The 23,618-nt window shown below is 46.7% G+C and carries 22 protein-coding genes and 2 pseudogenes; 15 read left to right on the top strand and 9 right to left on the bottom strand.

From position 1 onward, the window contains the following. Positions 1-112 precede the first annotated feature (112 nt). Positions 113-610 carry an FKBP-type peptidyl-prolyl cis-trans isomerase gene (locus H8K55_RS10820; protein WP_186942117.1) on the top strand — a complete coding sequence of 166 codons (498 nt, stop codon included), beginning with the start codon at positions 113-115 and terminating at the stop codon, positions 608-610. Between the two features lie 439 nt (positions 611-1,049). Here H8K55_RS10820 and H8K55_RS10825 read toward each other — a convergent pair whose 3' ends face one another. Continuing rightward, positions 1,050-1,793 (bottom strand): helix-turn-helix domain-containing protein, encoded by a 744-nt coding sequence (locus H8K55_RS10825; RefSeq protein WP_186942118.1) that lies wholly within the window; start codon positions 1,791-1,793, stop codon positions 1,050-1,052. Between the two features lie 154 nt (positions 1,794-1,947). Between H8K55_RS10825 and H8K55_RS10830 the strand changes: the two genes are divergently transcribed. Continuing rightward, the gene (locus tag H8K55_RS10830) at positions 1,948-2,748 is read left to right on the top strand and encodes a hypothetical protein (protein WP_186942119.1); all 801 of its coding nucleotides are present in this window, start codon (positions 1,948-1,950) and stop codon (positions 2,746-2,748) included. A gap of 3 nt (positions 2,749-2,751) precedes the next feature. Beyond that, positions 2,752-3,066 (top strand): hypothetical protein, encoded by a 315-nt coding sequence (locus H8K55_RS10835; protein ID WP_186942120.1) that lies wholly within the window; start codon positions 2,752-2,754, stop codon positions 3,064-3,066. Positions 3,067-3,643: 577 nt separating this feature from the next. On the opposite strand, the gene H8K55_RS10840 is transcribed toward H8K55_RS10835, so the two are convergent. Further along, positions 3,644-4,087 (bottom strand): Lrp/AsnC family transcriptional regulator, encoded by a 444-nt coding sequence (locus tag H8K55_RS10840; RefSeq protein ID WP_222612449.1) that lies wholly within the window; start codon positions 4,085-4,087, stop codon positions 3,644-3,646. A 196-nt stretch (positions 4,088-4,283) separates the two neighbouring features. On the opposite strand from H8K55_RS10840, the gene H8K55_RS10845 reads away from it, so the two are divergent. The 11 genes and pseudogenes from H8K55_RS10845 to H8K55_RS22325 all read left to right on the top strand — a co-directional run bounded on the left by H8K55_RS10845 (position 4,284) and on the right by H8K55_RS22325 (position 16,590). Next, the gene (locus H8K55_RS10845; protein ID WP_186892698.1) at positions 4,284-5,465 is read left to right on the top strand and encodes a KamA family radical SAM protein; all 1,182 of its coding nucleotides are present in this window, start codon (positions 4,284-4,286) and stop codon (positions 5,463-5,465) included. A 228-nt stretch (positions 5,466-5,693) separates the two neighbouring features. Then, complete coding sequence (kdd, locus tag H8K55_RS10850; RefSeq protein WP_186942121.1) at positions 5,694-6,740, top strand: L-erythro-3,5-diaminohexanoate dehydrogenase; 1,047 nt, start codon at positions 5,694-5,696, stop codon at positions 6,738-6,740. Positions 6,741-6,761: 21 nt separating this feature from the next. Next, positions 6,762-7,853 (top strand): lysine 5,6-aminomutase reactivase subunit KamB, encoded by a 1,092-nt coding sequence (kamB, locus tag H8K55_RS10855; protein WP_186942122.1) that lies wholly within the window; start codon positions 6,762-6,764, stop codon positions 7,851-7,853. 122 nt (positions 7,854-7,975) lie between these two features. Then, on the top strand, positions 7,976-9,526 hold the full coding sequence (gene kamD / locus H8K55_RS10860) for a lysine 5,6-aminomutase subunit alpha (protein WP_186942123.1): 1,551 nt from the start codon (positions 7,976-7,978) through the stop codon (positions 9,524-9,526). Positions 9,527-9,536: 10 nt separating this feature from the next. Next, positions 9,537-10,301 (top strand): lysine 5,6-aminomutase subunit beta, encoded by a 765-nt coding sequence (gene kamE, locus H8K55_RS10865; RefSeq protein ID WP_230408567.1) that lies wholly within the window; start codon positions 9,537-9,539, stop codon positions 10,299-10,301. A 33-nt stretch (positions 10,302-10,334) separates the two neighbouring features. After that, positions 10,335-10,742 (top strand): 3-aminobutyryl-CoA ammonia lyase, encoded by a 408-nt coding sequence (gene kal, locus H8K55_RS10870; protein WP_186942124.1) that lies wholly within the window; start codon positions 10,335-10,337, stop codon positions 10,740-10,742. Positions 10,743-11,702: 960 nt separating this feature from the next. Then, positions 11,703-12,524, top strand: a complete 822-nt coding sequence (kce, locus tag H8K55_RS10875; protein WP_186942125.1) for a 3-keto-5-aminohexanoate cleavage enzyme — start codon at positions 11,703-11,705, stop codon at positions 12,522-12,524. Between the two features lie 201 nt (positions 12,525-12,725). Next, positions 12,726-13,517, top strand: coding sequence for a substrate-binding periplasmic protein (locus H8K55_RS10880; protein ID WP_186942126.1), 792 nt, complete (start codon positions 12,726-12,728; stop codon positions 13,515-13,517). A 385-nt stretch (positions 13,518-13,902) separates the two neighbouring features. Continuing rightward, positions 13,903-15,252: pseudogene (locus H8K55_RS22315) on the top strand (CHASE domain-containing protein); the annotation flags it as partial. A 222-nt stretch (positions 15,253-15,474) separates the two neighbouring features. Next, positions 15,475-16,098, top strand: a pseudogene (locus H8K55_RS22320) (PAS domain S-box protein); the annotation flags it as partial. 15 nt (positions 16,099-16,113) lie between these two features. Beyond that, the gene (locus H8K55_RS22325) at positions 16,114-16,590 is read left to right on the top strand and encodes a sensor histidine kinase (RefSeq protein WP_408057971.1); all 477 of its coding nucleotides are present in this window, start codon (positions 16,114-16,116) and stop codon (positions 16,588-16,590) included. 140 nt (positions 16,591-16,730) lie between these two features. Here H8K55_RS22325 and H8K55_RS10890 read toward each other — a convergent pair whose 3' ends face one another. After that, the gene (locus H8K55_RS10890; protein ID WP_186942128.1) at positions 16,731-17,549 is read right to left on the bottom strand and encodes a hypothetical protein; all 819 of its coding nucleotides are present in this window, start codon (positions 17,547-17,549) and stop codon (positions 16,731-16,733) included. A 251-nt stretch (positions 17,550-17,800) separates the two neighbouring features. On the opposite strand from H8K55_RS10890, the gene H8K55_RS10895 reads away from it, so the two are divergent. Beyond that, the gene (locus H8K55_RS10895; protein ID WP_230408568.1) at positions 17,801-18,694 is read left to right on the top strand and encodes a polysaccharide deacetylase family protein; all 894 of its coding nucleotides are present in this window, start codon (positions 17,801-17,803) and stop codon (positions 18,692-18,694) included. 25 nt (positions 18,695-18,719) lie between these two features. Here the strand turns inward: H8K55_RS10895 and H8K55_RS10900 are convergent, their stop codons facing one another. From H8K55_RS10900 to H8K55_RS10925, 6 genes are all read right to left on the bottom strand, one after another. Then, positions 18,720-19,310: a 4'-phosphopantetheinyl transferase family protein gene (locus tag H8K55_RS10900; RefSeq protein WP_230408569.1), complete on the bottom strand. Its 591-nt coding sequence runs from the start codon at positions 19,308-19,310 to the stop codon at positions 18,720-18,722. A gap of 30 nt (positions 19,311-19,340) precedes the next feature. Beyond that, positions 19,341-19,796, bottom strand: a complete 456-nt coding sequence (locus tag H8K55_RS10905; protein ID WP_186942130.1) for an excinuclease ATPase subunit — start codon at positions 19,794-19,796, stop codon at positions 19,341-19,343. Between the two features lie 92 nt (positions 19,797-19,888). Next, entirely contained in the window at positions 19,889-21,118 is a 1,230-nt protein-coding gene (locus tag H8K55_RS10910; RefSeq protein ID WP_186942131.1) for a beta-ketoacyl-ACP synthase, read from the bottom strand. Then, positions 21,115-21,846: a 3-oxoacyl-ACP reductase FabG gene (gene fabG / locus H8K55_RS10915; RefSeq protein ID WP_186942132.1), complete on the bottom strand. Its 732-nt coding sequence runs from the start codon at positions 21,844-21,846 to the stop codon at positions 21,115-21,117. Before fabG ends, H8K55_RS10910 begins: the two co-directional genes overlap by 4 nt. A gap of 90 nt (positions 21,847-21,936) precedes the next feature. Next, on the bottom strand, positions 21,937-22,422 hold the full coding sequence (locus tag H8K55_RS10920; RefSeq protein ID WP_329605024.1) for a hotdog family protein: 486 nt from the start codon (positions 22,420-22,422) through the stop codon (positions 21,937-21,939). Further along, positions 22,415-23,617: a beta-ketoacyl-ACP synthase gene (locus H8K55_RS10925; protein WP_186942133.1), complete on the bottom strand. Its 1,203-nt coding sequence runs from the start codon at positions 23,615-23,617 to the stop codon at positions 22,415-22,417. Before H8K55_RS10925 ends, H8K55_RS10920 begins: the two co-directional genes overlap by 8 nt. Position 23,618 lies beyond the last annotated feature (1 nt).

Below are 23,618 nucleotides of genomic sequence, written 5' to 3' on the forward strand. Positions count from 1 at the left end.
TCGCGACTGTCATGGGATTTTGTATTGAACTGGGCCGCTATAATGGGAGTTTTCTTCGCTTTCTCTATTTTCTCTCTCGATTATTTTTTTATTTGTTTATTAAGGAAGTGTGATGTTCGTAAAGTTTTCACCTGTGTTTAATGTATCGAATTTATTTAATGTATCTAAAGTGGCACTGATACTCAGTCTGATCTTGAGTGTAGTGGCATGCAATCGTGGACGAGACGATGTCGGCGCGGCGCTCACAGTTGCTGACGCGAGCGGTATCGCTAGTCTGCAGACCACCGATACCGTCATTGGTAACGGCGCATTAGCGCAATCCGGTAAGCAAGTGACTGTGCATTACACAGGCTGGCTCTACGATAGCGCTGCCGCTGATAAGCACGGTAAGCAATTTGATAGCTCTATCCCACGCGGTACGCCCTTCAGTTTTCAATTGGGTGATGGGCAAGTGATCAAAGGCTGGGATCAGGGTGTGGCGGGAATGAAAGTCGGTGGTCGTCGTACTTTGGTGATTCCTTCTGATTTAGCTTATGGCCCAGATGGACGCGGTCCGATTCCACCAGCGGCTACACTCGTGTTTGATGTGGAATTAATTGCAGTCAATTGAGTTGTCTTTAAACTGTTACGTCACTGGGTTCCCGCCTATGCGCACTGCTGTCCGGAATGAAAAATGGCAATCATCGAAGAAGGGCGCACCTATTAATTGTGACGCTAATTTTGTAAAATTTGACTTAAAATTTTAGTGACTAGTCTGAACGTAAAATGAGCGGAAAATTCCCTCCCCTGAATTCTCACTTTCGGGGAAGGGCTAGGGTGGGGATGGGTTTTGGTAGGTGAAGTCTCACAGTTAATCGACCGAAACCCATCCCCATCCCAACCTTCCCCTTGAAGGGGAAGGAGCTATATAAGACGGACTGAAGAGTCAAGAAAATTATTCCGGGCAGCAGTGCGCCTACGCGGGAACGACAAACGATGAGTCTCTCCGCTTAACTAAATAACTAAACGGTTTTACCGTGGGGATGCGGTTTTTTTCATTATTTTTGTCCTTATTTCTTTCGGTATTTAGAAAAACTGACCGGTTCCCAAGGCCGCATCGCCATTAACAAGCCTATACCATGCCGTTTATGTAGTGGTGCGCTAATACTCTCTGCATGCAGTTCGGCAAATTTATGTTTCAAGTGCCGCAATTCATTTTGTAATTTATTGACTGCCGCTTCAGTCAACATGCCATGCGTGAAGGTGAAGTTTTCCATCTCAGCATGAAAGCCCGCATCCAGAAAATCAGCCATGCCTTCTTTGCGAAAATACGTGCGAATCGGTCCACCTGGTAACCAGTCAAAATCGCGACTGATATTGAGGCGGATCCGATTGCCAGGGAGTAAGGTGATCAGGCGTAACTGATCAAGTTTGAGTAAGTGCTTCAGGCATTCCGGCTCACTCAATTGATAGATGCTGCGGATGTCGTCCAGGCTCCAGTGATTCACGGCACACACCGCCACCATCAGCAATACGCTATCGGACACCAATTCTTTTTCCTGTGCTGCGCTCAAGGTCGTTAAGCGAGCGTGCGACAAACTGGCTTCTTGTGCCAGTTCCGCCAGGCTAAATCCCAAGAAATGACTGATTTGTACTATGCGCTCTATCGTAATCGGCGCATCGCTGCTGGCGCTGAACATGCGTTTGATGCTGGCCTCCGATAAATCTAAAGCCTCGGCCACATCGCGGTAGGTTTTGGCTTGCTGTTTCAGTTGGTATTTAATTGTATTCAGCAGTTGAGTGATTTCGGTCATGGCGCTACCTGTTTAAGAAAATCGTGTTGGAGTATCATCATCTGCGACTATCTTGCACAATTCGCGCCACTTTGTCCAAGTAAGTTTTTATTTTTAGCCGATAGCGTCATCCTGCATAGCTTCTTCCCAATCCGATAATGAGGTCATGAATCGTATGCGTAGTCGCTTAATTTATCTGCCCACCTTCTTCGTTGTGCTAATTAGTGTGGCCTTCTTATGGCATGGCGCGATCCCTCAGTATGCGCATTATCATGAATTTGCCGATGCTAGTTCGTGTTGGGGTATTCCAAATGCGTTGGATGTGTTGAGTAATCTTCCTTTTGCTATAGTCGGCTTGATAGGCCTGTTTGGAATTGTCCGCTGCGGGCATGATCGAAAGCAGCGCAGCGGGAAGGGCGGTGCACAGTATTACGCTTATCTGGCATTTGCCTTAAGTATCTGTGCGACGTGCTTGGGTTCGACTTATTACCATCTGGCACCCGATGACGCCCGTTTGTTTTGGGACCGCCTGCCTATCGCCTTAGCCTGCGCTAGCTTATTGGTGGCGGTGCATATCGAAGCAAAGCACGCATCGCAAATTACAGGAGCGCGGAATCGCCATGCTAATTTTTTGGGGTATGCTGAGTTGCTACTGATGCTGACGTTCGCGGTCAGTTCTGTCGTATGGTGGCAGCACACTGGCGATTTGCGTTTGTATCTTGGACTGCAAGTGGCGGCGATTGTCTTAGTCCCACTCTGGCAATTTATCTACCCAGTCGCACGATCTCAACGCATCTTGTTTGGCCTTGCGATCGCTGGCTATGTATTGGCAAAATTGGCTGAAATTGGCGATGCTGCGATTCTGGTACACACTGGTATGATTAGCGGTCACAGCATCAAACATCTACTAGCTGCAGTTGCTGCGGGTTTGATTTTGTATGCGTGGAGAAAAAATAGTGCAAGTCTGAAGTACTAAAAAATGCTACTGCTGGTGGCGGTTTTTCGTACTTCTGAATTAGGCATCGATAAATGTAGAACTAGCGTCACCGGCTGTGTTCAAATCTCGCATCCCAATTACTTGAATCAGCAAACCATGCCATATTATCGCGTACTACCTCCAATCTTGGATCAGGCTATCCCTACAGTTATCCAACAAACGGTGGCGAGCGTGGCGATGCAATCGACTTCTGACAAGCTTAGGACGACACAGACTTCGCCGCGTCAATATTGGTTGATACCAGGTTTGATAGCCTGCTTTGCCTGCGTGACTTTGGGATTGTTTTTCTTGACTTAGTTCTTCACATCTATCTTCGCGTTTTGTTTTTACTCAATTGCGCGGCAATCAGTATCCCAAAACGAACTCATTTACCAATTGTGTAAACGACGCGACGCACAAATTTCCTCTGTGTGATGCAAGCTAGCTAATTTGCATTGCCTTTAGTCGTCGCGGTATTTATTTCATTTTCTGTCTGTTCAAAGGAAGGTCTGTTTACCTTTTCTAGGTAAGACAGATTTCGACGGAAGCTCATTTCGTTGAAAGAATATTCTCCCCAACATAACCGATTTAGTCGATAACAAAATTGTCGAAAGCGCCCTTATCGATTGCTTGCTTTGATTTCGACTGATTGCAAAAGCATGTGAGAAGTACATCAATCGAAACACCAAACATCTGTATTCAAGAAATTATAAACCCATATAAACGAAAGTATTTTTTGAAAAATGTGGAAAAAATGTTGAATACAGCCTTGCCTGCCATTGAAGACGAAAAAACTGATGCGAGAGTACCTAATCAATCGGACAGCAGTTATGAAATCTCTATTTGTGAATACACCGTGTTGACATGAGTACGATGTATTTTTCGGAGATGTACCTCACTCCGGCCTATCCAACTTAGTCGACAACAAAATCGTCGAAAAAGTATCCACCACTCCTTTAATCAAACGTATCTTATCAATCACCGCATCGAGTTCGTGGGTTGATTCGGTTGATAGCATGGCACACAAATCGTAGCGACCACTGACGGTATAGAGCTTGATGATTTCATGGCGCTTGGTCAGTGCGCGCATGATTTCTGGCTCATGCTGCGATTCTATTGAAATCAAGACCATCGCGCGTATGCTGGGGCGGCTGCGGCTGACTGAGATGTCTACTGTGTAGCCGCTGATGATGCCGCGGTCTTCTAATGACTTTAAACGTAACTGAGCTGTGCTACGTGCGCAGCCTAAGGCTTTTGCCATCGCGACGATGGGTAAGCGGGCATTTACTTTGAGTAGGTCAATGATTTGCTGGTCGAGCGGGTCTATCTTGTTGGGCATGGCGGATTTAGGCTAGATTTCAGGCGATTTGTATGAATGTCATACATTATGACTGATTTTTTCCTGATGTTTAAGTCATTTTGTGCGTTTGTGGCGGCACAACTCGTCTTTACACTGTCTCCCTGTCACCCACATGGGTATTCACCTTATTTTGCCGCTTACTGGCTTTGATTAGCTATATAAAGAGAGAGACATCATGGATCAAAAAGTCGAATTCAATCCTATCAAAAAATTACTGACGCGCGAAGAATTAGACGCATACGATCCAGAGTCTGAATCCTGGCAGAAACAATTTACCCGTCGTTATTCTCACCATTCTGAATTGATGGGCGTATTGAATAATGTGGAAGACGTGGATAACACAGTCTACAAAAAATTTGCGGTGGCGATCACACCGTACATGGCGCAATTGATGGACAAAGATGATCCAAATTGCCCTATTCGTTTGCAATACATGCCTTCGCATCATGAACAAACCATTCCAGGTTTCGCCACTTCTTTGGACCAATTAGGTGAAGAAGGCGATACGATTCCTGGTACTAGCGTGGTGCATCGTTACCCGCGTCGCGTGTTGTTCCTGGTCTCGAATACCTGCGCGACTTTGTGCCGTTTCTGCACACGTAAGCGTATGGTGTCACAACCAGACGGCTCAGTAGCAAAAGATGAAATCGAAGCTTCTATCGATTACATCGCCAGCAATCCACAGATTGACGACGTACTCTTGTCTGGTGGTGATCCATTGACATTTACCGATGAGCGTTTGGATTACATCCTCGGCGAATTGCGCCGTCGTGCACCGCATGTTCGTTTCTTGCGTATGGGTTCACGTATGGTCGTGCAATTACCAACACGCGTCACACCAGAGTTGTGCGCGGTATTGGAAAAGCATCGCGTACAGATGATCAATATCCATATTGGTCACCCAAAAGAAATCACACCTTTGCTGCGTCAACGCGTGAAGATGATACAAAAAGCCGGCATCATGATGGGCTTGCAAACTGTCTGTCTGAAGGGCGTGAATGATGACGTCGAAGTCATGCGTGATTTGTTTATGCAAACCATAGAAATGGGTGTGCGTCCTTACTACGTGTATTCCACAGATATGGTCGAAGGTGCTGCACATTTCATCGTGCCACATCACCGTATGATTGAATTGTATGAAGGCTTGCGTGGTTGGATCAGTGGTCCAGCAGTACCAACCTTCGTGGTTGATGGCTTGGGTGGTTTGGGTAAATTGCCTATCATTCCTACTTATGTACGTGAAGAAGAATTACCTGATGGTAGCGGTACAACGGTGAAATGCCGTAACTACAAAGGTATGACGATTGATATGCCTGGCTTGGGTCATAACTTTAGTTTGCCTACGCGTAGTAATTAATTTACGTAACTAATTTGCTTCGGTATTGAAGCCCTTCTCCCGCAAGCGGGAGAAGGGTAGGGATGAGGGGCGTTCAGCATTGAATGTCAGTCGTTAATGGAATGAATTTCGGCATTGGTTTTTCCAAGCGATGCAGTAATTTCAATCACCCTCACCCTAACTCTCTCCCGCTTGCGGGAGAGGGGATATTTGCGGCACTTATCCAACAATTACTCCATTCAACCCATCATGAAATTCACAACACCAAGCTCCCCATACGGTATTCATCGCGTCATAGAACCTCTAGGCGTATTGCCTCAAGGTGCATGGAAAATCGATAACACCATGGAGATCACCGATAACGAAATTCTGATCGATGTTTCTGCCTTAAATATTGACGCAGCCAGCTTTACGCAAATCAAACAAGAAGCGAATGGCGATGTAGCCAAAGTGGCTGAGATCGTGAAAGGCATCGTCGAAAAGCGCGGCAAGCATCACAACCCTGTGACAGGCTCCGGCGGTATGTTGATCGGCACTATCTTAGAAATCGGCTCTGCACTCGCAGATAAAATAGATCTGAAAGTCGGCGACAAGATTGCCACGCTGGTCTCTTTGTCTTTGACGCCTTTGCGCATCGACGAAATCGTTAAGATCCATATGCAAAAAGATCAAATCGAAATCAAAGGTAAGGCGATTTTGTTTGAAACCGGCCTGTACGCCAAACTCCCGGATGACATTGACGAAAAGATGGCGCTGGCGATTTTGGACGTGGCCGGTGCACCTGCGCAGACCGCACGTTTAGTGAAAGAAGGCGACACCGTGGTTGTGATCGGTGGTGGTGGGAAATCCGGCACTTTATGTGTTTATGAAGCTAAAAAACGCGCTGGTAAAAATGGTTGCGTGATCGGCGTCTCACCATTTGAAAAAGATTGCCAACGCATGCAAGAATTGGGTTGGGCAGATCATACTCTGCAGGTTGATGCGACCAATGCCTTAGCTTTGATGGAAGCGGTGTCGAAAGTCACAAATGGCGCGATGGCGGATTTAGTCATCAATTGCGTGAATATTCAAAACACTGAAATGGGCAGTATCCTGTCGACTAAACAGCACGGCAAGATCTATTTCTTCTCGATGGCAACCAGCTTCACCGCCGCAGCACTCGGCGCGGAAGGCGTTGGCAAAGATGTGGAAATGATCGTCGGTAATGGTTATGCGACTGGCCATGCAGAACACTCTTTAGCCTTATTGCGTGAGAGTGAAAAACTGCGCCAGTTGTTCACGGAACTCTACGTTTAATCACATAGAAAGTCACTGACGATGGAGTTCAAAAATCCCACTTTAGGTAATATACAAACCAGCCCGCTATGGCAACGCATACACGACAGTGGCATGCAAACTTTAGCGGTCATGGGTATGACCAAAAATACTGGTAAGACGGTAGCGATGAATCATGTACTGGCGCAAGCAGCGGCAGCGCAAGTTGATATCGGTCTGACTTCAATCGGTCGCGACGGCGAAGATAGAGATCAAGTATTTTTTAATCCTAAACCACCGATTATGGTGTGGCCGGGCAATCTGGTCGCTACTGCACGTGAGACTTTGCAACGCGCTAAAGTGCGCTGGAAGTTGATTGACTCGACCCAAATCGATAGCCCTATGGGTGAGATTTTGGTCGTCAAAGTCCTGGAATACGGCGAGATGGAAGTAGCCGGTGCGTCGCGTGGCACAGACCAATTAAAAGTGATTGCACGCCTACGTCAGTGTGGCGCTAGCCTAGTGATTTTGGACGGTGCCTTAGGCCGTAGTCATCATGCTTCACCAGCGATTGCAGATGGCGTGATTTTGGCGACGGGTGCAGCTATCGGCGGCGGCATACAAGATGTGATCCGCAAGACGCGTGATCGCCTCGGCATCCTCGGCATCAAACAAGCGGATGCAAGCGTCAAAGCGCAATGTGAAGCGGTATTCACGCAAGGCGGCGTTGGTGTTTGGGATCAGGATGGTAAGACGCTCTTCTTGGAGGAAATTGCAACCCTGAATGCAGGTGCAAAACTGATGGAGTTCCTCGATGCAGATGTAGGCACAATCGCTGTCAGTGGCGCAGTCGGGCGCAATCTATGGCGCGCTTTGAGCAGCTTGGCAGAACGTCATCCTGCATTGACCGTGGTGGTTGCCGATGGCACGAAATTATTTATAGAAAATACCGATTTATTGATCTTTCAAAAACTCGGTGCGAAATTAGTCGGGTATCGCGGCATCAATTTGACCGGGATCACCTTGAATCCATTTTCGCCCATGGGTGGCAGCTTTGAGGCTGCTGAGTTTTTGGATGTGGCGAGAGATGCGTTTGTCGGCTATGACGTGTGTGATGTTGTGCTAGAAGCGACATCGGACGAAAAAATTAAATAACGCCTGCGCAAAACCGCCTCAGCGTTGTTGTGTCACCTTGTCGTACAAATGTACTGCCTTCGGTGACACGCCTAGCTGAGACAATTTTGCGCAAGCACTATTACAGAAACAGGAGAAGCAGCATGAGCCATTTACAATTAGATCAGGCACAAATCGATCGCGCACGTGATTCCGCCCGCCGCATCGCGCGTCAGGTCTTCGATGAAATGTCGCAGTACACAACGACGACAGTAGAGCGCGCGACTTTGCGTTTGCTGGGTATCGATGGCATTGATGAAAATTATGTGCCTTTGCCGAATGTGGTTGTTGATCATTTGCAAGCGCAAAACATCTTGCAACATGGCGCAGCACCGATCGTGGTCGCTGCCATGCAGGAACAGAATATGAGTGCGCAAGAAGTAGCCGAAGCCGTATCCAAAGGCACACTGACTTTGACTTTGCCAAAAGATGCAGATGCTGCGCGCAAGGCAACTGAAGCACAAGCCGCATTGATGTGCGAACACATTGCGAATCAACGTACATTCCGTGCCAAGCAAATCGAAACTATGGGCGAAGCACCAACCCCGTGGCTGTATCTGATCGTTGCGACTGGTAATATTTATGAAGACGTGGTGCAAGCACGTGCGGCGGCCGAGCAGGGCGCGGACATTGTCGCGGTGATCCGTTCTACTGGTCAAAGTTTGCTCGACTATGTACCTTACGGCGCAACCACAGAAGGCTTCGGCGGCACGTATGCGACGCAAGAAAACTTCAAACTGATGCGCGCTGCTTTGGATGAAGTCGGTGAAAAACTCGGACGCTATATTCGCCTGACGAACTATTGCTCAGGCCTATGTATGCCAGAGATCGCGGCGATGGGCGCGATTGAGCGTCTGGATATGATGCTGAATGATTCCATGTACGGCATCATTTTCCGCGACATCAATATGAAGCGCACTTTCATCGATCAATTTTTCTCACGTATGGTGAATGCCTACGCGGGCATTATCATCAACACTGGTGAAGATAACTATCTGACGACTGCTGATGCCTATGAAGCCGCACATACGGTGTTGGCATCGCAATTAATTAACGAACAGTTCGCGTATTTGTCCGGTTTGCAGCCAGATCAAATGGGTCTCGGTCATGCATTTGAAATTCACCCAGAATTAGAAAACGGCTTCTTATGGGAGATGGCGCATGCGCAATTAGTGCGTCAGGTTTTCCCAGACGCCGCATTGAAATACATGCCACCGACCAAGCACATGACGGGTAATATTTTTAAAGGTCAGGTACAAGATACTTTGTTCAATATCGTCAGCACGGTGACGAATCAAAATATTCACTTGCTTGGCATGATGACTGAGGCGATTCATACACCATTCATTCAAGATCGCTTCCTCGCCATTCAAAATGCCAAGTACGTGTTTGGCACCATGAAAGATCTGCATTCTGAAATCGAATTTAAGTCTGGCGGTTTGATAGAAACGCGTGCGCAAGAAGTCTTGGCAGAAACCGAAAGTATCTTGGCAGATATTGAAAAAATGGGTCTGTCGGCCGCGATTGGCAAAGGCACATTTGCAGAAATTTCACGCACACCAACTGGCGGTAAAGGTCTGGCAGGCGTGATCAGCAAAGCACCGGATTATTACAATCCCTTCCCGCATTTGATGTTGAACACGGCAGCAGCTTAAGGAGAAAAACATGACAACAATGGCTGATATCAAAAAACCAGAGCAATGGGTTAAGCCTTACGGCGACACCATGAATGATGGTCGTGTACAGGTCTCTTTCACTTTACCAGTCGCACTCGATGAAACCTCCAAAGAAGGCGCGAAACGTCTGGCTTTGTTGATGGGCTTGGAAGAGCCAGCAGTCGTGCATTGTGAAGACATGGGTAAGGGCTTTAGTTTTTACGTGGTGTATGGTCAGTGCAAACATCAGGTCGATTTATCGAGCTTCCAGGTCGTGAAGCCAGAATACGAAACCTTGGACAAAGACGGTATTAATGCCCTGATCGCCGAAAAAATGGGACGTCGTATGGTCGTGATCGGTGCTTGTATTGAGACCGACGCGCATACCGTCGGCATTGATGCGATCATGAACATGAAAGGCTACAACGGCCATAAAGGTTTAGAGAGCTATCACGAAGTGCGTGCCATCAATATGGGTGCGCAGGTCGATTCAGAAGAATTGATTGCCCGTGCAATTGAAGAAAAAGCCGATGTGATTTTGGTTTCGCAAGTGGTGACGCAGAAAAATATTCATCTCGATAATTTGACCAAACTGTCTGATTTGTTAGAGGCAGAAGGTTTGCGTGATAAAGTGATCTTGGTTGTTGGTGGTCCGCGTATCAGCCACGAATTGGCGAAAGAACTAGGTTACGATGCTGGCTTTGGGACTAAGTCGTATGCTGAAGATGTGGCGTCGTTTGCGATTCATGAATGGATTAAACGCAAGGCGGCTTAAGTCAAAATAAGTCAAAAAATTGAGAGGGTGGTAATGGAAGATTTATCCAAATACACGAGCCTGATTCGTCTGCGTATGGGTTCGCATGATGCGCACTATGCAGGCGATCTGGTCGATGGCGCGAAGATGTTGAATTTGTTTGGCGATGTCGCCACGGAACTCTTGATTCGTAGCGATGGCGATGAAGGTTTGTTTGTGGCTTACGACAATGTGCAATTTATGGCCCCAGTGTTTGCGGGTGATTATATTGAAGCGACAGGTCGTATTGTTTCTATGGGCAAGACGTCGCGTAAGATGGAATTTGAAGCGCGTAAGGTAATTTCGCCTGCGAAGATTGCGGGGCAGGTTTCTGCTGCGGATGTGTTGGATGAGCCTGTCGTTGTTTGTAAGGCTTCTGGGACTTGTGTGGTGCCGGCGGATTTTCAGCGGATTAAGCGTTAATTGATTTGCGCAGTGCGTTGACCTTACTCCTTCCCCTTCAAGGGGAAGGTTGGGATGGGGATGGGTTTAAGCGCGATTGGATGTTGGTGTGCATTTCCATTTGGATACGTTCTTGTTTTGGTTTTGATTTGACCTTGCTTGTTGTTCGTTGTTTAGTAGGTCGGGTGTGGCCCGACAGCCACTTACTTTCTTTGCTTCGCCAAAGAAAGTAAGCAAAGAAAGGCGACCACGCTGCCACTGGCCTTCGGCTTCCCAATTGAGCAGGACAAAAAATGGGAAAGTGTCGAAACTCGCTACGCTCAAACAACGCCACTTTCTTTATCCATTTTCTGTCCCGCACAATTGGCAGTGTCAGAAGTGGAACGGCGTTAAAGTCAAAAACAAAGTCAAAAGCAACACCAAAAGCAACACCAAAACAATCAGTACCGATGGACGTTCATTCCTCGAATAGCAGTTGTAGGTCGTTGTTTTTGTTCTTGATTTTGACTTTGTTTTTGACCTACCCCCGTTTGAGACGATGTAATTTGTGCTTTACCGAAAATGGATAAGAAAGTGTTGTTGTCTGAGCGAAGCGAGTTTCAACACTTTCCCATTTTTGGTAATGCACAAATTATGCTGGAGCGCAGCGTAAGCACCCGCAGGGCGAGTCTACGGTCGCCTTTTTTGGATTACCTTTTTTGGCGAAGCAAAAAAGGTAATTGGCTGTCGGGCCACACCCGACCTGTAAACTGTGTGCCAGCGAGAACGTCAATACGAAGTATAAAAAACGTCGACAGGACAAAAAACGAGCAAGCAAGAACGTCAGTAAGAAGTACAAGATGCAGAACAGCGCGGGTTGCACCCGCCCTACAAATGAACAAATTGATTAGTATGAGAATTGAAGTGAAAAAGCAAAATAAAAATCACTTCAAACAATAAAAATTAGTCAGCGTAACATCGCGCAAAAAACGAGGCAAAAACATGGAAAAACTCATCATCACCGCAGCCCTAACCGGCGCAGAAGTCACCCGCGAACAACAACCAAACCTCCCCATCACCCCAGACGAAATCGCCGATGCCGCCTTTGAATGCGCGAAAGCAGGAGCTTCCATTGTCCACGTACACGGTCGCTACGACGACGGCACACCAACCCAAGACAAAGAAGTCTATCGCCAAATCATCAACAAAGTCCGCGAACGTTGTGACGTGATCGTACAAGTGTCGACTGGCGGCGCGGTCGGCATGACAGCACAAGAGCGTCTCGCCCCCGTCACGCTCAAACCAGAAATGGCGACCCTGTCTATGGGCTCCGTCAATTTCGGTGGCGATGTCTTCATGAATCACCCCGACGACATGGATATTTTCGCGAATACGATGAAAGAGCTCGGCGTCAAAATTGAATATGAAGTGTTCGACAGCGGCATGATTAGCACCGTCAATCGTTGGCTGAAAAAAGGTTTGATCACTGCACCGTTGCATGTGGACTTTGTACTCGGCATTCCAGGTGCGATGGCGGGTACGCCAGAGGCTTTGATGTATATGCGTTCGCAATTGCCGGCAGAAGCGAGTTGGACCGTCGCAGGTATCGGTGCTGCACAATTACCGCTGGCGACCATGGCGATTCTGTTAGGTGGTCACGTACGCGTCGGGTTCGAAGACAATGTCTATTACCGCAAAGGTGAATTGGCGACCAGTAATGCGCAATTAGTTGAGCGCGTCGCTCGTATTAGTCGTGAAATGGATAGAGCTGTCGCAACGCCGGCTGAGGCAAGGCAAATTTTAGGAATACCTGCACGCGCCTAAATTGGCGGACTGAATTGAAGAAGTAGGATTGTTGTGTAAATAGCGACAAACACCCAAAACAGCCAAAAACAGCCGGACTGCAAAGTATTTGTAGTCCGGCTTTGTTTTTTTCTAAGTATTTGAATCGGAAAAGCAGTTTTTATTCTAGAAATGTTGTAAGTTAATACGGGTGATTGGATATGACTCAGTTGAAAAAAACTTATGCATTCTACTTCTCTCCGAATTTCCTATACTGCGAAACTCCCAGCTGTCTTCTTAGCTTGCGCACTGTTGTCGATTGCATCTTCTGTGCACGCACAGCGAGGAGCTATTCGCATCATGGTCGAAGACGCCGCCGAACCTTGGTCGTACCCCGATGGTAGTGGCTACGCCAATGAAGTCGTGTTGGCAGCATTTCAGGCAGTTGATGTGCCTGTTAAGCTAGAAGTCGTTCCCTATTCACGCTGTAAATCACAAGTACTGTCTGCTGCAGTTCCCGCCTGTTTTAGCATGGGTTGGTTGCCGGAATTTAACGGTGTTTTGCGATTTTCAACTAAGCCCTTGTTCAAAGTGAATGCAGATGTGTTTGAGCATGTCGAACACCCTATCCCACGTAAGCTCAATGCGGAATGCAAGTTTGAAAAAGATATGCGCTTGGGTATCACCCGAGGCTATGAATATCCAGAAGAAATTTTGGGTTTGAGTAAAGAAGGTGTTGTTTTCGTTGAAGCGGTAACCGACCAAAATAGCCTCAAGATGTTGGCAGCCAAGCGTTTTTCGGCTGCGATTATCATGACGAATGATTTTGAACCAAAGTCGCGGAAGATTCAATTATCTGACACCGGTGACAAAGTGCGATTTGCGTTTAATTGTGGTGTGCAATTGGGCTCTATAGGATTTAGTTTGAAGCATCCACAAGGAATCACATTATTGGCAAAGTTTGAATCAGGTTTTCAAAAAATCGAAGCCAACGGTACATTGAAAAAAAATCAAGCGCGTTGGTTTGACCTTTGAGTATTGCTTGTGTTGAGAGACTTTGTTTCTAGGATTCTTATGACAGTGAATTTGTTTGTTTATTGTTCGCTTATTGATCGCAATTTGCGTAAGCGACTATATAGGGATATGGGGTTGTTTTATTGTAACAAGTAAATGATTTTATGCGCATTTCTTTAAGTTTTTCACCCAAGCTACATCAGAGAATCTATCGAGTGTCGCAATGAATATGAGCATGATCGTTTTTATTTGACAACACCACCTTTGCGAGGATAACTGCTTGCCTTGCTAAGCCTCGTAAATTCACTGACAATCAATTACCCACGATTGTTTGTTGCCGACTTTCTCTATTTCAGCGAGCATGGTTACATCATTTTGGTCAGTCAAATAAATTTGGAACTCAACGATGTTTGCCAAGACCGTGACAGAAATTTTTCAGTCTCCCTCCAGTTTATTACGTATCGTAATACTGGCGTTTGCTTACTTGGTGTTAGGGCGTTTGTCTTTGCTATTGGCGATTCCGCCCGGCTATGCGATGGCGATTTACCCGCCAGCGGGTCTCGCTGTGGCTGCAGTTCTGATAGGTGGATATCGCTTAGCGCCTGGCGTCGCTCTGGGGTCTTTGCTCTTGAATTTGTGGATTACTTGGGAAACCCAGCACGCTTTGTCTCACATCGCATGGATCTTGGCGGGAGCAATTGCGATTGGAGCTATGCTACAAGCGGCGATTGGAACTTGGTTAGTAAGAAAAATATTACCAACGCCTTTGGAGTTGAATCATCACAATGAAATTCTGAAGTTCATGCTCTTGGCAGGGCCAATCGCCTGCCTCATCAATGCTAGCGTGGGGATAGCGACCTTAGTTGCGGTCGGGATCATGCCGAGCAATGTTGCGTTTGGTAATTGGATTACATGGTGGGGCGGCGACAGTTTGGGCGTGTTGGTGGTAACGCCGGTGATTTTTGTTTTATTTGCAGAGCCGCGTCGTCTCTGGGCGGGGCGGCGCTATTCGGTGATGTTGCCGCAGTTATTAATTTTGGTCTTGATGGTCGCAATTTACGTCACTGTTCGTGATTGGGAACAAGATAGACAAGGGCAGGAATTTAGACATCGCTTGCAAAGTATTTCCCACGCATTTCAGGCACGATTGCAAGCGCATGTTGAAGGGCAAAAGGAATTAGCAAGTGTGTTCGAAAATTTTCCTGAAATTAGCTCAAAACAATTTGAGGCAATTGCTGTACCTTTATTGCAGCATAAAGATGAATTACTGGCGGTAGAATGGGCGCCGAAACTCGTGCACGCCGAACGCGCTAATTTTGAGGTGCGACAATCGCAAATTTTACAGACCGAATTTACGCTACGTGAACGTGATCAACAAAAAACGCTAAAGACGGCTAGCACGCGTGATTTGTATTTTCCAATACTCTATATAGCTCCTTTCAAAGGCAACGAAAAAGCATTTGGATTTGATTTGTATTCCATCGCAAATCGACGCCAGAGCATACAGTCTGCAGTGACCAGCAAGCGCACCCTCGCGACCGAGCCTATCGTCGTGGTGCAAGAACAAAATAATCAATTGAGCATTATCTTGATTACTGCCGCAACGAAGTCCGGCGTTTTTAATGCACATCCACAGTCACTCACTCACAATCTGGAAGCTACCCTGGGTCTGGTGGCCAGCGTCTTGCGTCCGAGTGCTGTGCTCAATAATTTATTGAACGAACAAGATAAGCGTGACATCAAGCTCAAGCTTATCAGTCTCAGCGATAAGAAAGATGTCCCAGAAATTTTCTTTGATGATATTGGTGCGCAAAGTAGTAGTTTGCAAATGGCACAGACTATTGAATTTAGCGGACGTCGCTGGGAACTGCAGGCACATCCTTCAGATTCTTATTTAGCGTCACACCGCCCCTGGGCCGCTTGGATTTCCTTAGTGGCGGGAATGTTGTTTTCAGGTTTGGTAGGGATGTATTTCTTGATGATTAGTGGACGTGCATTTCAGATTGAATCTCTGGTCGTGCAAAGAACTAAGCAGTTGCAAGAGAGTGAAGGTAATCGCTTGGCGATATTAGAGCATGCCGCGGATGGTATTTTGACGGTATCAGAACTTGGCAATATTCTGTCTTGCAATCGCGCAGCTGAACATTCTCTTGGTTTGAGTAGTGCGCACTTACTTGATACATCCTTAGAGAATTTTTTCAGCAACGAGTACAACAAGTCACAGTCTTTTCTGGAGTTGATCGCTAGTGCGGATACGGCCAGCAAAACCATTAAAGAAGTTCAACGCACGCGTTCAGATGGAAGTGTCTTGTCTTTGGAGTTGGCAATAGCAAAAATTACTCAGCAAAGTCAGGCGATTTATATTGTCGTCATGCATGACCTGACAGAACGCAAGCGGGTGGACAAGATTAAAGGGGAATTTGTTTCTACCGTTTCACATGAATTGCGTACGCCATTGACTTCTATCCGTGGCTCACTCGGTTTATTGGCAGGCGGCGCGATTGGTGATATCCCTGAAAAGGCATTGAGCTTGATCGCTCTAGCCAACAATAATGCTGAACGCTTGCATCAATTAATCAATGATATTTTGGACTTTGAAAAGTTGGAATATGGTGGCATGTTGTTCAAGTTGGAGCACCATAACTTGATGTCGCAATTGCGTAAGGCGCTCGAATATAATATGGGTTACGCTGAAAAATTTGCGGTTCAATTGCAACTCGATGACACTCAATATGCTGATATCGTGGTGAATGTCGATGACAATCGCTTGATGCAAGTCTTATGTAATCTGTTGTCAAACGCGATCAAGTTCTCGCACCCGAATGACGTTGTCAATATTGTCATTGAGCCGAGTCAAGATACGGTGCGGATTAAAGTAATCGATCATGGAATAGGGATAGACTCGGCGTTTGCGCAGCAGATTTTTAGTAAATTCACGCAGGCTGATAGTTCTGGCACACGCAAACATGCAGGCACAGGGTTGGGCTTGAGCCTAGCGAAAGCGATGATAGAAAAGATGGGTGGCAGTATTGGGTTTTCCAGTGTAGTGGGGGTTGGCACGACGTTTTTTATAGATATCAAAATCGTGAAGTGACGTGTATGTCTTAGTCGGATTTTTTGATGAAGTAGAATGTTTTGTTGCGGCCCTGACTTCAAAAATGCAAGCACACTGGGCGTGTTGATTCTGCAATCAGTGTGCTTGTTGCTTATGTTGTCATTATTTTATTTATCAGCTTAGTCCACGCCAAAATCGAAATAGCTATTAGCTGCTTGTGCGAAAAAACCCGCTACCCTTAATTCACCCGTGTACAAGACTAAAGCGTATTCACCTTTGGCGAGTTCTTTTTCTGGTGTGACTTTGTATAAAATAAATCCCTCGCGCGCTTTAGTTTGATTGCTTAATGCTTCGGTGCGTACCGGAATTACTCTATCTTTATGGATGCCGCTGGAGTAACTTAAAAAGCCACCACCGACCAATACTTCACGATTGCCATTGTCGCGCACGACAAAACTAGCCAAGGTTAAATAGTTTGGCGCTTGTGCATTTTTGGGAACGGAAACAATAAATTCCGGTAAGCTTGAGGTGATTCTTTTTTGTGCGGCTGAATTATTTAAAGAAGCATAGGTTGCGACGCCGCCAAATCCAAATGCACGACTTGCCGTGCGCATTTGTGGAATGATGTACTGCATATTCGATTCGCTGCCGTTAATCAGCATCGCTACTTCTTCTGGGTTACTGCTGTCATTCGCGACGGGCTTGTTCGTCACAACTTTATTGCTGGTGGTATTTGGTTTGTTAGCGAATTCTGTTGGGTTCAGGATAGCTTTTAAAATCTGCGGTGATGCACCTTTTTCTCTAAGTTTAATTAAGGCGGCCGGTGAAGTGTCAAATTTATTTGACCCACTTATGATGGCTTGCAGAATCACATCTTCGGGCATCTTCGCTTCTAATAATTTAATCACATCTTGATTGGTGATAACACCAGCTAAGGCAGTTTGTACCGATGCAAACAGAAGCAATGTTGCTACCAGATGACGAAAGAAATTAGGCATAGTTATCCACAAGTAAGAGTTTAAAAAAAATAATAAAAAAGACTAAGTTACGATACTGAATATTGAATCAATTGACAAGCAAAAAGTACACGCTACTTGTGGCGAGAAAGACCATTTTCATCTCTATCATATGGATTTAGCTGTCAGATATTTGGCCCTCGTCCAAAAAGTTTTGTGTGGCGTATCGTACGGCGCACGTTAATTTGTGCCCAATGCCGTAAAATCTTAGACTTTCCGTCTTCGCTGTTGTTATGAACTACTCACAGTATCGCCGCTGCTTGATTTTGTTGATTGGATTGGTTGGTTTGTGCATGCCGTTCATGTCGTACGCCGCGCTGCTACAGAGTTTGCCAACTACGACGCCTGCACCGATACGATTCTTGCTGACGTTTGATGACGGCCCTAGTGCATCTGAGTACGACAATCCGAGTGAAAAAATATTACATGTTTTGAAGACGAACCCCCTTCAGAGCGATATCAAGGCCATTTTTTTTACTCAAACTCAGGCAAAAGGTGCTGGCGGTTCTGAGCATGGTCGTAAGCTATTGCAGCGTATGCACGAGAGTGGGCATGAGCTGGCCTTTCATACTGCGACACCTGGACATACCAATCATCGCTTTTTATCTGAGCAGGAATTGCGTAGTTCATTGAAGCAAGGTATTGCTGATTTGATTGATGTGCGAGGTAGTTCACCACAGTTAGTACGACCACCATTTTGGAGTTATGATGAAAAGACTTTAGCGATCTATCATGAGAATAATCTACAGATGTTATTGACAGATTTGAGTGCTAATGACGGCGTGATTTATATTTTTAATTTTAGTTTCACCAAACGTAAGAATATGCGGAAGATGCTATTGGCACTGCGTTCACGTTGGCAGGCAGGAGAGTTGCCTGGTGTTGACGGTGCAACGCCTATTGTCGTGACTTTTCATGATATAAATCGTTACACCGCGAGTCACATGGAGGAGTATCTGGAGATTTTGTTGGATGTGGCAAAAGAATTAGAGATGCCAACGACAGCACTTCCTTTTTACGACAAGCATGATGACATGTTGCGTGCCGCCTTATTGAAAACGACAAAAGATATTAATCCTCAGCAAGAGTTGCCGGGAATTTGGAATTGGCTATGGAGTTGGTTTTAGAGCTCAGTTTAGTCGCTCAGTTTAGTCACTCAGTGACATCTATTATTTCTGGCGTTTGAGCAAAAGCTTTATCACTACAAACAGCTATTGCAAGTTGTGGATGAGATAAATGGCGCAAATCTTGGCAATGCATACGCAATTTTAATTGCGCCTCTAGAGCCGTCCAGCAACGATAAAAATAGTCGCTCTGTTTTTCTGTGGTTAAAGCATATAGCTCTGAATTTTGTTGTGCATTAAAACTATGTGCGGCTAGTGCAAGTACATCACGTTGTGTATCAATGACTTCAATATCTAAGCCAATGTTGGCATCGCTTCTGATACCGCAAGCAACCCATTCCCGACTATGAGAAATACTAAAGCCTGGTGTTTTGGTGCCAACTAAATTTAAATACGGCGCGTTGTTCGCTTGTTCCACTAGTGGTACTTCTGCGGGCAGTATGCCCAAGTGCAAAGCAAGCTGTTGGCGGAGCAGGTAACGACCTATGAGAAATTGCTTGGCGCGCTCCGCTCTTTTAAAGCGAAGGTAGCGTGCTATCTCTTCGTGAGAAAGAGTGCGCTTCAGACTATCTAAATGCGAGTCTGGAAAGTCTTTGAGATGAGCAAGGTAAATGTACATAGTGAGACTTCACCTTGCTCAACGATATGATTAATTTTTAATTTTAACGAAGTCGCCTTTCAGTGCGACACCAGCCATGATGGCACCTGCATGGCATTCAAATTCTGTCTCGCTAGAAAATTCGATGTTGTCGTAATTACTGACGATATTGATGACGGCATTGGCGCCCAGTTCTTTTGCACGTGCTTGCAGTTGTAGCATGGCGGATAAGAAAACCCAGTTACAGGCTTTCTCATCTGATTTACCGAAGGCGTTGGTTTTCTTACTGGTTTTGTCAGACACAAATCGTTGCTCGATCGATGGTGTAGTTTGCTTACCAAAATAGAATTTTACCGAATCGCCGAGACGCGCTGTGGTATCGTTCGCTGCCATGCCCCCTGCAATTGGTAACATCACTTTTCTATCATTTGCATGTGCGTCATTGCTTGCAAGATTGAGTGTAGCGATGAGTGCCAAGCCGCAGACAGCAGAGATGAATGGTTTCATTTTTTTAATCCTTATAATGATTTACAAGTGAAGATTTAAGATCAGAGTTTTAGTATTAAGCCTAACAGCATTAAAGTACTTTCAGTTTATTTTTACGTCCATTTTTTAAAAATGAGTGAGGTATTAATGCCGCCAAACGCAAAATTGTTTGACATCACATAATCGCAATGAATTTCCCTAGCTTCATCGCAGATGTAATCAAGTGCTGCGCATTGTGGGTCTAATTGCGTCAGATTGATAGTGGGTGCAAACCAGTTCTCACGCATCATTTGTATGCTGATCCAGGCTTCTAAAGCACCGCAGGCGCCTAAGGTATGTCCCATATAACTTTTTAAAGAGCTAATTGGTATGCGTGCGCCGAATACTTGAGCGGTAGCATGCGATTCGGCGATGTCGCCGTGTTGCGTACCTGTACCGTGAGCGTTCACGTAGCCAATATCATTGGGCTGCAAGTTGGCATCCTCTAATGCCAATTGCATCGCGATTTTCATGGTTTCTGCATTCGGTTGCGTAACATGGCAACCATCGCTATTGGTGCCGAAACCAACCAACTCTGCGAAGATGGTAGCGCCGCGTGCTCTTGCATGTTCCAGCTCTTCCAATATCAGGCAACCAGCGCCTTCGCCTATCACCAAGCCATCGCGCTTGGCATCGAATGGACTAGGCGTAGTGTCTGGTGCTGTGTTCTTCACGCTGGTCGCGAATAAGGTGTCGAATACCGCAGCTTCGGTGGCGCAAAGTTCTTCTGCGCCGCCAGCGACCATCGCAATTTGTTTGCCGCTACGTATCGCTTCATACGCGTAGCCTATCCCTTGACTGCCAGAAGTGCAGGCCGACGAAGTCGTAATGACGCGACCTGTGAGGCCGAAAAATACCCCAACATTGACGGGCGCGGTGTGCGCCATCATCTTGATATAGGTGGTGGCGTTAATGCCTTTGGTGGTGCGCTCTTCCATCATGCGTCCAAAATCACCGATGGCGCTCGGTGTACCAGCAGAAGAGCCAAACGACACGCCCATCTTGCCACTGGCCAGTAGCGGATGTTCCAGCAAACCGGCTTGTTCCAGCGCCAGTTCACTCGCGCGGGTTGCCATTAACGCGACCCTACCCATACTGCGTATCGCTTTGCGGTGGTAACGCTCGTTCAATTCGAATGGTGCTGCGGGGACGCCTAATTGGGTATTGAGGCCTTCATAGTCGGCCCAATTGTCCATACGAACGACAGCATTTTTGTAGCTGCCTAAATGCTGGCGTATGCTGGTCCAATCATTGCCGAGGGGGCTAATACCTGCCATGCCTGTGACGACGACGCGATGGTTCATGCCATCCCTCCATTCACGGAAATGACTTGGCGTGTGACATAAGCGGCGTCTTCATGCATCAGAAAGCTGACGACCGCTGCGACTTCTTCCGGTTTGCCGACCCGACGCGCTGGTATCAGTTTCATGGCTTCTTCTAAAGGCACTTCACTGATCATATTGGTTTCGATTAATCCTGGTGCAACGCAGTTCACTGTGATGGCGCGTTTTGCCAGTTCGATTGCCAAAGCTTTGGTGGCACCGATAATCCCTGCTTTGGCGGCGCTGTAATTCACCTGCCCACGATTGCCGATCAAACCGGATACCGAGGCCATCGTCACGATACGCCCTGGTTTGCGGCGCTGTACCAGTGGCATTACCAAGGGATTGAGTACATTGTAAAAACCGTCCAGATTGGTTTGCATGACGAGATCCCAATCTTCACCCGACATCGCCGGGAAGGCATTGTCGCGCGCGACGCCCGCATTGCACACTACACCATAGTAGCAGCCATGTTCTTCTATATCTTGATTCAGTATGGCTGCGGTTTGTTCACGTTGACTGATGTCAAATTGCAGAACGCGCACCTTCCTGCCTAGTTGGATGATGTCTTGTGCGACGGCGTCTGCCTGCTGGCGTTCGCTACGACAATGCAGGACTAGGTCGTAACCATCACGTGCTAAGCGCAAGGCAATCGCTTTGCCTATGCCACGTGAAGAACCTGTTACGAGTATGCTTAGATTTTTATTCATAAAAATGTCGTGCTTATTTTTTGGAAAGCCACTTATTTAGGCAAATTATTTGTAGAGCTATTTTTTACTGACCTGAGGTGTTGCTCAGAATCATATCGGTTTTCCTTGCAGAAAATCCGCAACATTGTTGGGTTGAAACACAGTAATAGTGGCCGTCGCTAAGGGTGTTTCAGGATGCTTTTTGTCGTGTATCGTGCATTCAAATGCGCCTAACCCATTATCACCTTGTAAGGCGCGGTGAATACGAACATGTAAAATAGCGCCCAGTGTAAACTGTGCCGCCCGGCTTTCAAAGCGTCGCGTACCAAGCAAGAAGCCCACTTTGACGGCTTCACCTCTGGTATGCGCCAGATAACCAGCATGGGCAGCAATTGCTTGCGCCATATACTCAATGCCAACCCAAGCACCGACACCTTGACCATCATAAAACAGGCTGGCTGCGCGGATAGTGACTTCGGCACACAGATTTTCTTCATCCGCCATGACGACGCTATCTAATAAAACCATAGGATCTTGGTGCGGAACCAGTTTATGAATTGGCGGGTAGTTAACTGTTTCTTTTTTCATTTCATTCATTGCCCACCCTTCCTAATATCAGACTGGCATTTGAACCGCCAAAGGCAAAGGAATTACTGAGCGCATAACGTAGCGGTCTGCCAAGCTTGCTCTGGCTTTGACATAAATTAAGCGTCGGCAACTCGGGATCAGGTATGCCATCCCATAAATGCGCGGGTACTTGTCCCTCAGGATTGTCGTCTTGCATACTGATCCAGCACAATGCCGCTTCAATTGCCGCTGCTGCACCCAGAGTGTGACCAGTGAAGCCTTTGGTGGAGCTGACCAAAACTTGCTCACCAAATAGTGCATGAATTACGCGGGATTCCATCGCATCATTTTGCACGGTTGCCGTGCCATGCATATTGATATAGTCGATGTCTGAGGTTTGAATTTCTGCACGAGTCAGCGCTTGTTGTATCGCTAAAATAGCGCCAGCACCTGTCGGATCAGGGGCTGACATATGATGGCCGTCCGAAGATTCTCCCCAGCCTAGTAAAGCAACGGTAGAAGGTTCTTTGGACATTAAGAACAAAGCCGCACCTTCACCAATATTGATGCCATCGCGATGTAGACTCATAGGTCGACATTGTTGTTTGCTCACGGATTCCAATGCAGAAAAACCGGCGACCGTGAACGCGCACAGGCTATCTACGCCGCCGGTGATCACGGCATCGCATGCACCCATTTTAATTAATCTGGCGGCGCTCGCCATGGCTTTGGCACTGGACGAACAAGCGCTGGAATGCACATATGCGGGACCACTCGTTTGCAATTCAGTGGCAAGAAAATCAGCAACTGAACCCATTTCTTGCTGTGCATAGTGAAAATCGGGTGGCAATACGCCATGTTCTTCGTGGTAGCGTAAAGCTTGTTCAGTGCCGCTAATACCTGAGGTACTTGTACCCAGCACAATACCAATGCGATCCGCGCCGTATTTTTGTATTGCGCCCTCTATCTCTGGGCGAATTTGCTGTAATGCTGCTAGCGCTAGTTGATTATTACGACTACCGAATTTCAATTGTAAGTGAGGTGGCAGATGATTGATATCAGGTAGCTTAGATGTGACTGCGCCGAGTGGCAACATGCTGCCGCTTGACCATGCATCCGTCATGTGTATGCCACTACTGGCTTGTTGGAGCAAACGTTGCTTGACCGCGTCTAGCTGGTCGCCCAGTGCGCAGATAATGCCGCATGCATTGAGAAAAAATGTCATA

The sequence above is a fragment of the Affinundibacterium flavidum genome (assembly GCF_014284175.1).
In the GTDB taxonomy this organism is placed as follows: Bacteria; Pseudomonadota; Gammaproteobacteria; order Burkholderiales; family Burkholderiaceae_D; genus Undibacterium; species Undibacterium flavidum.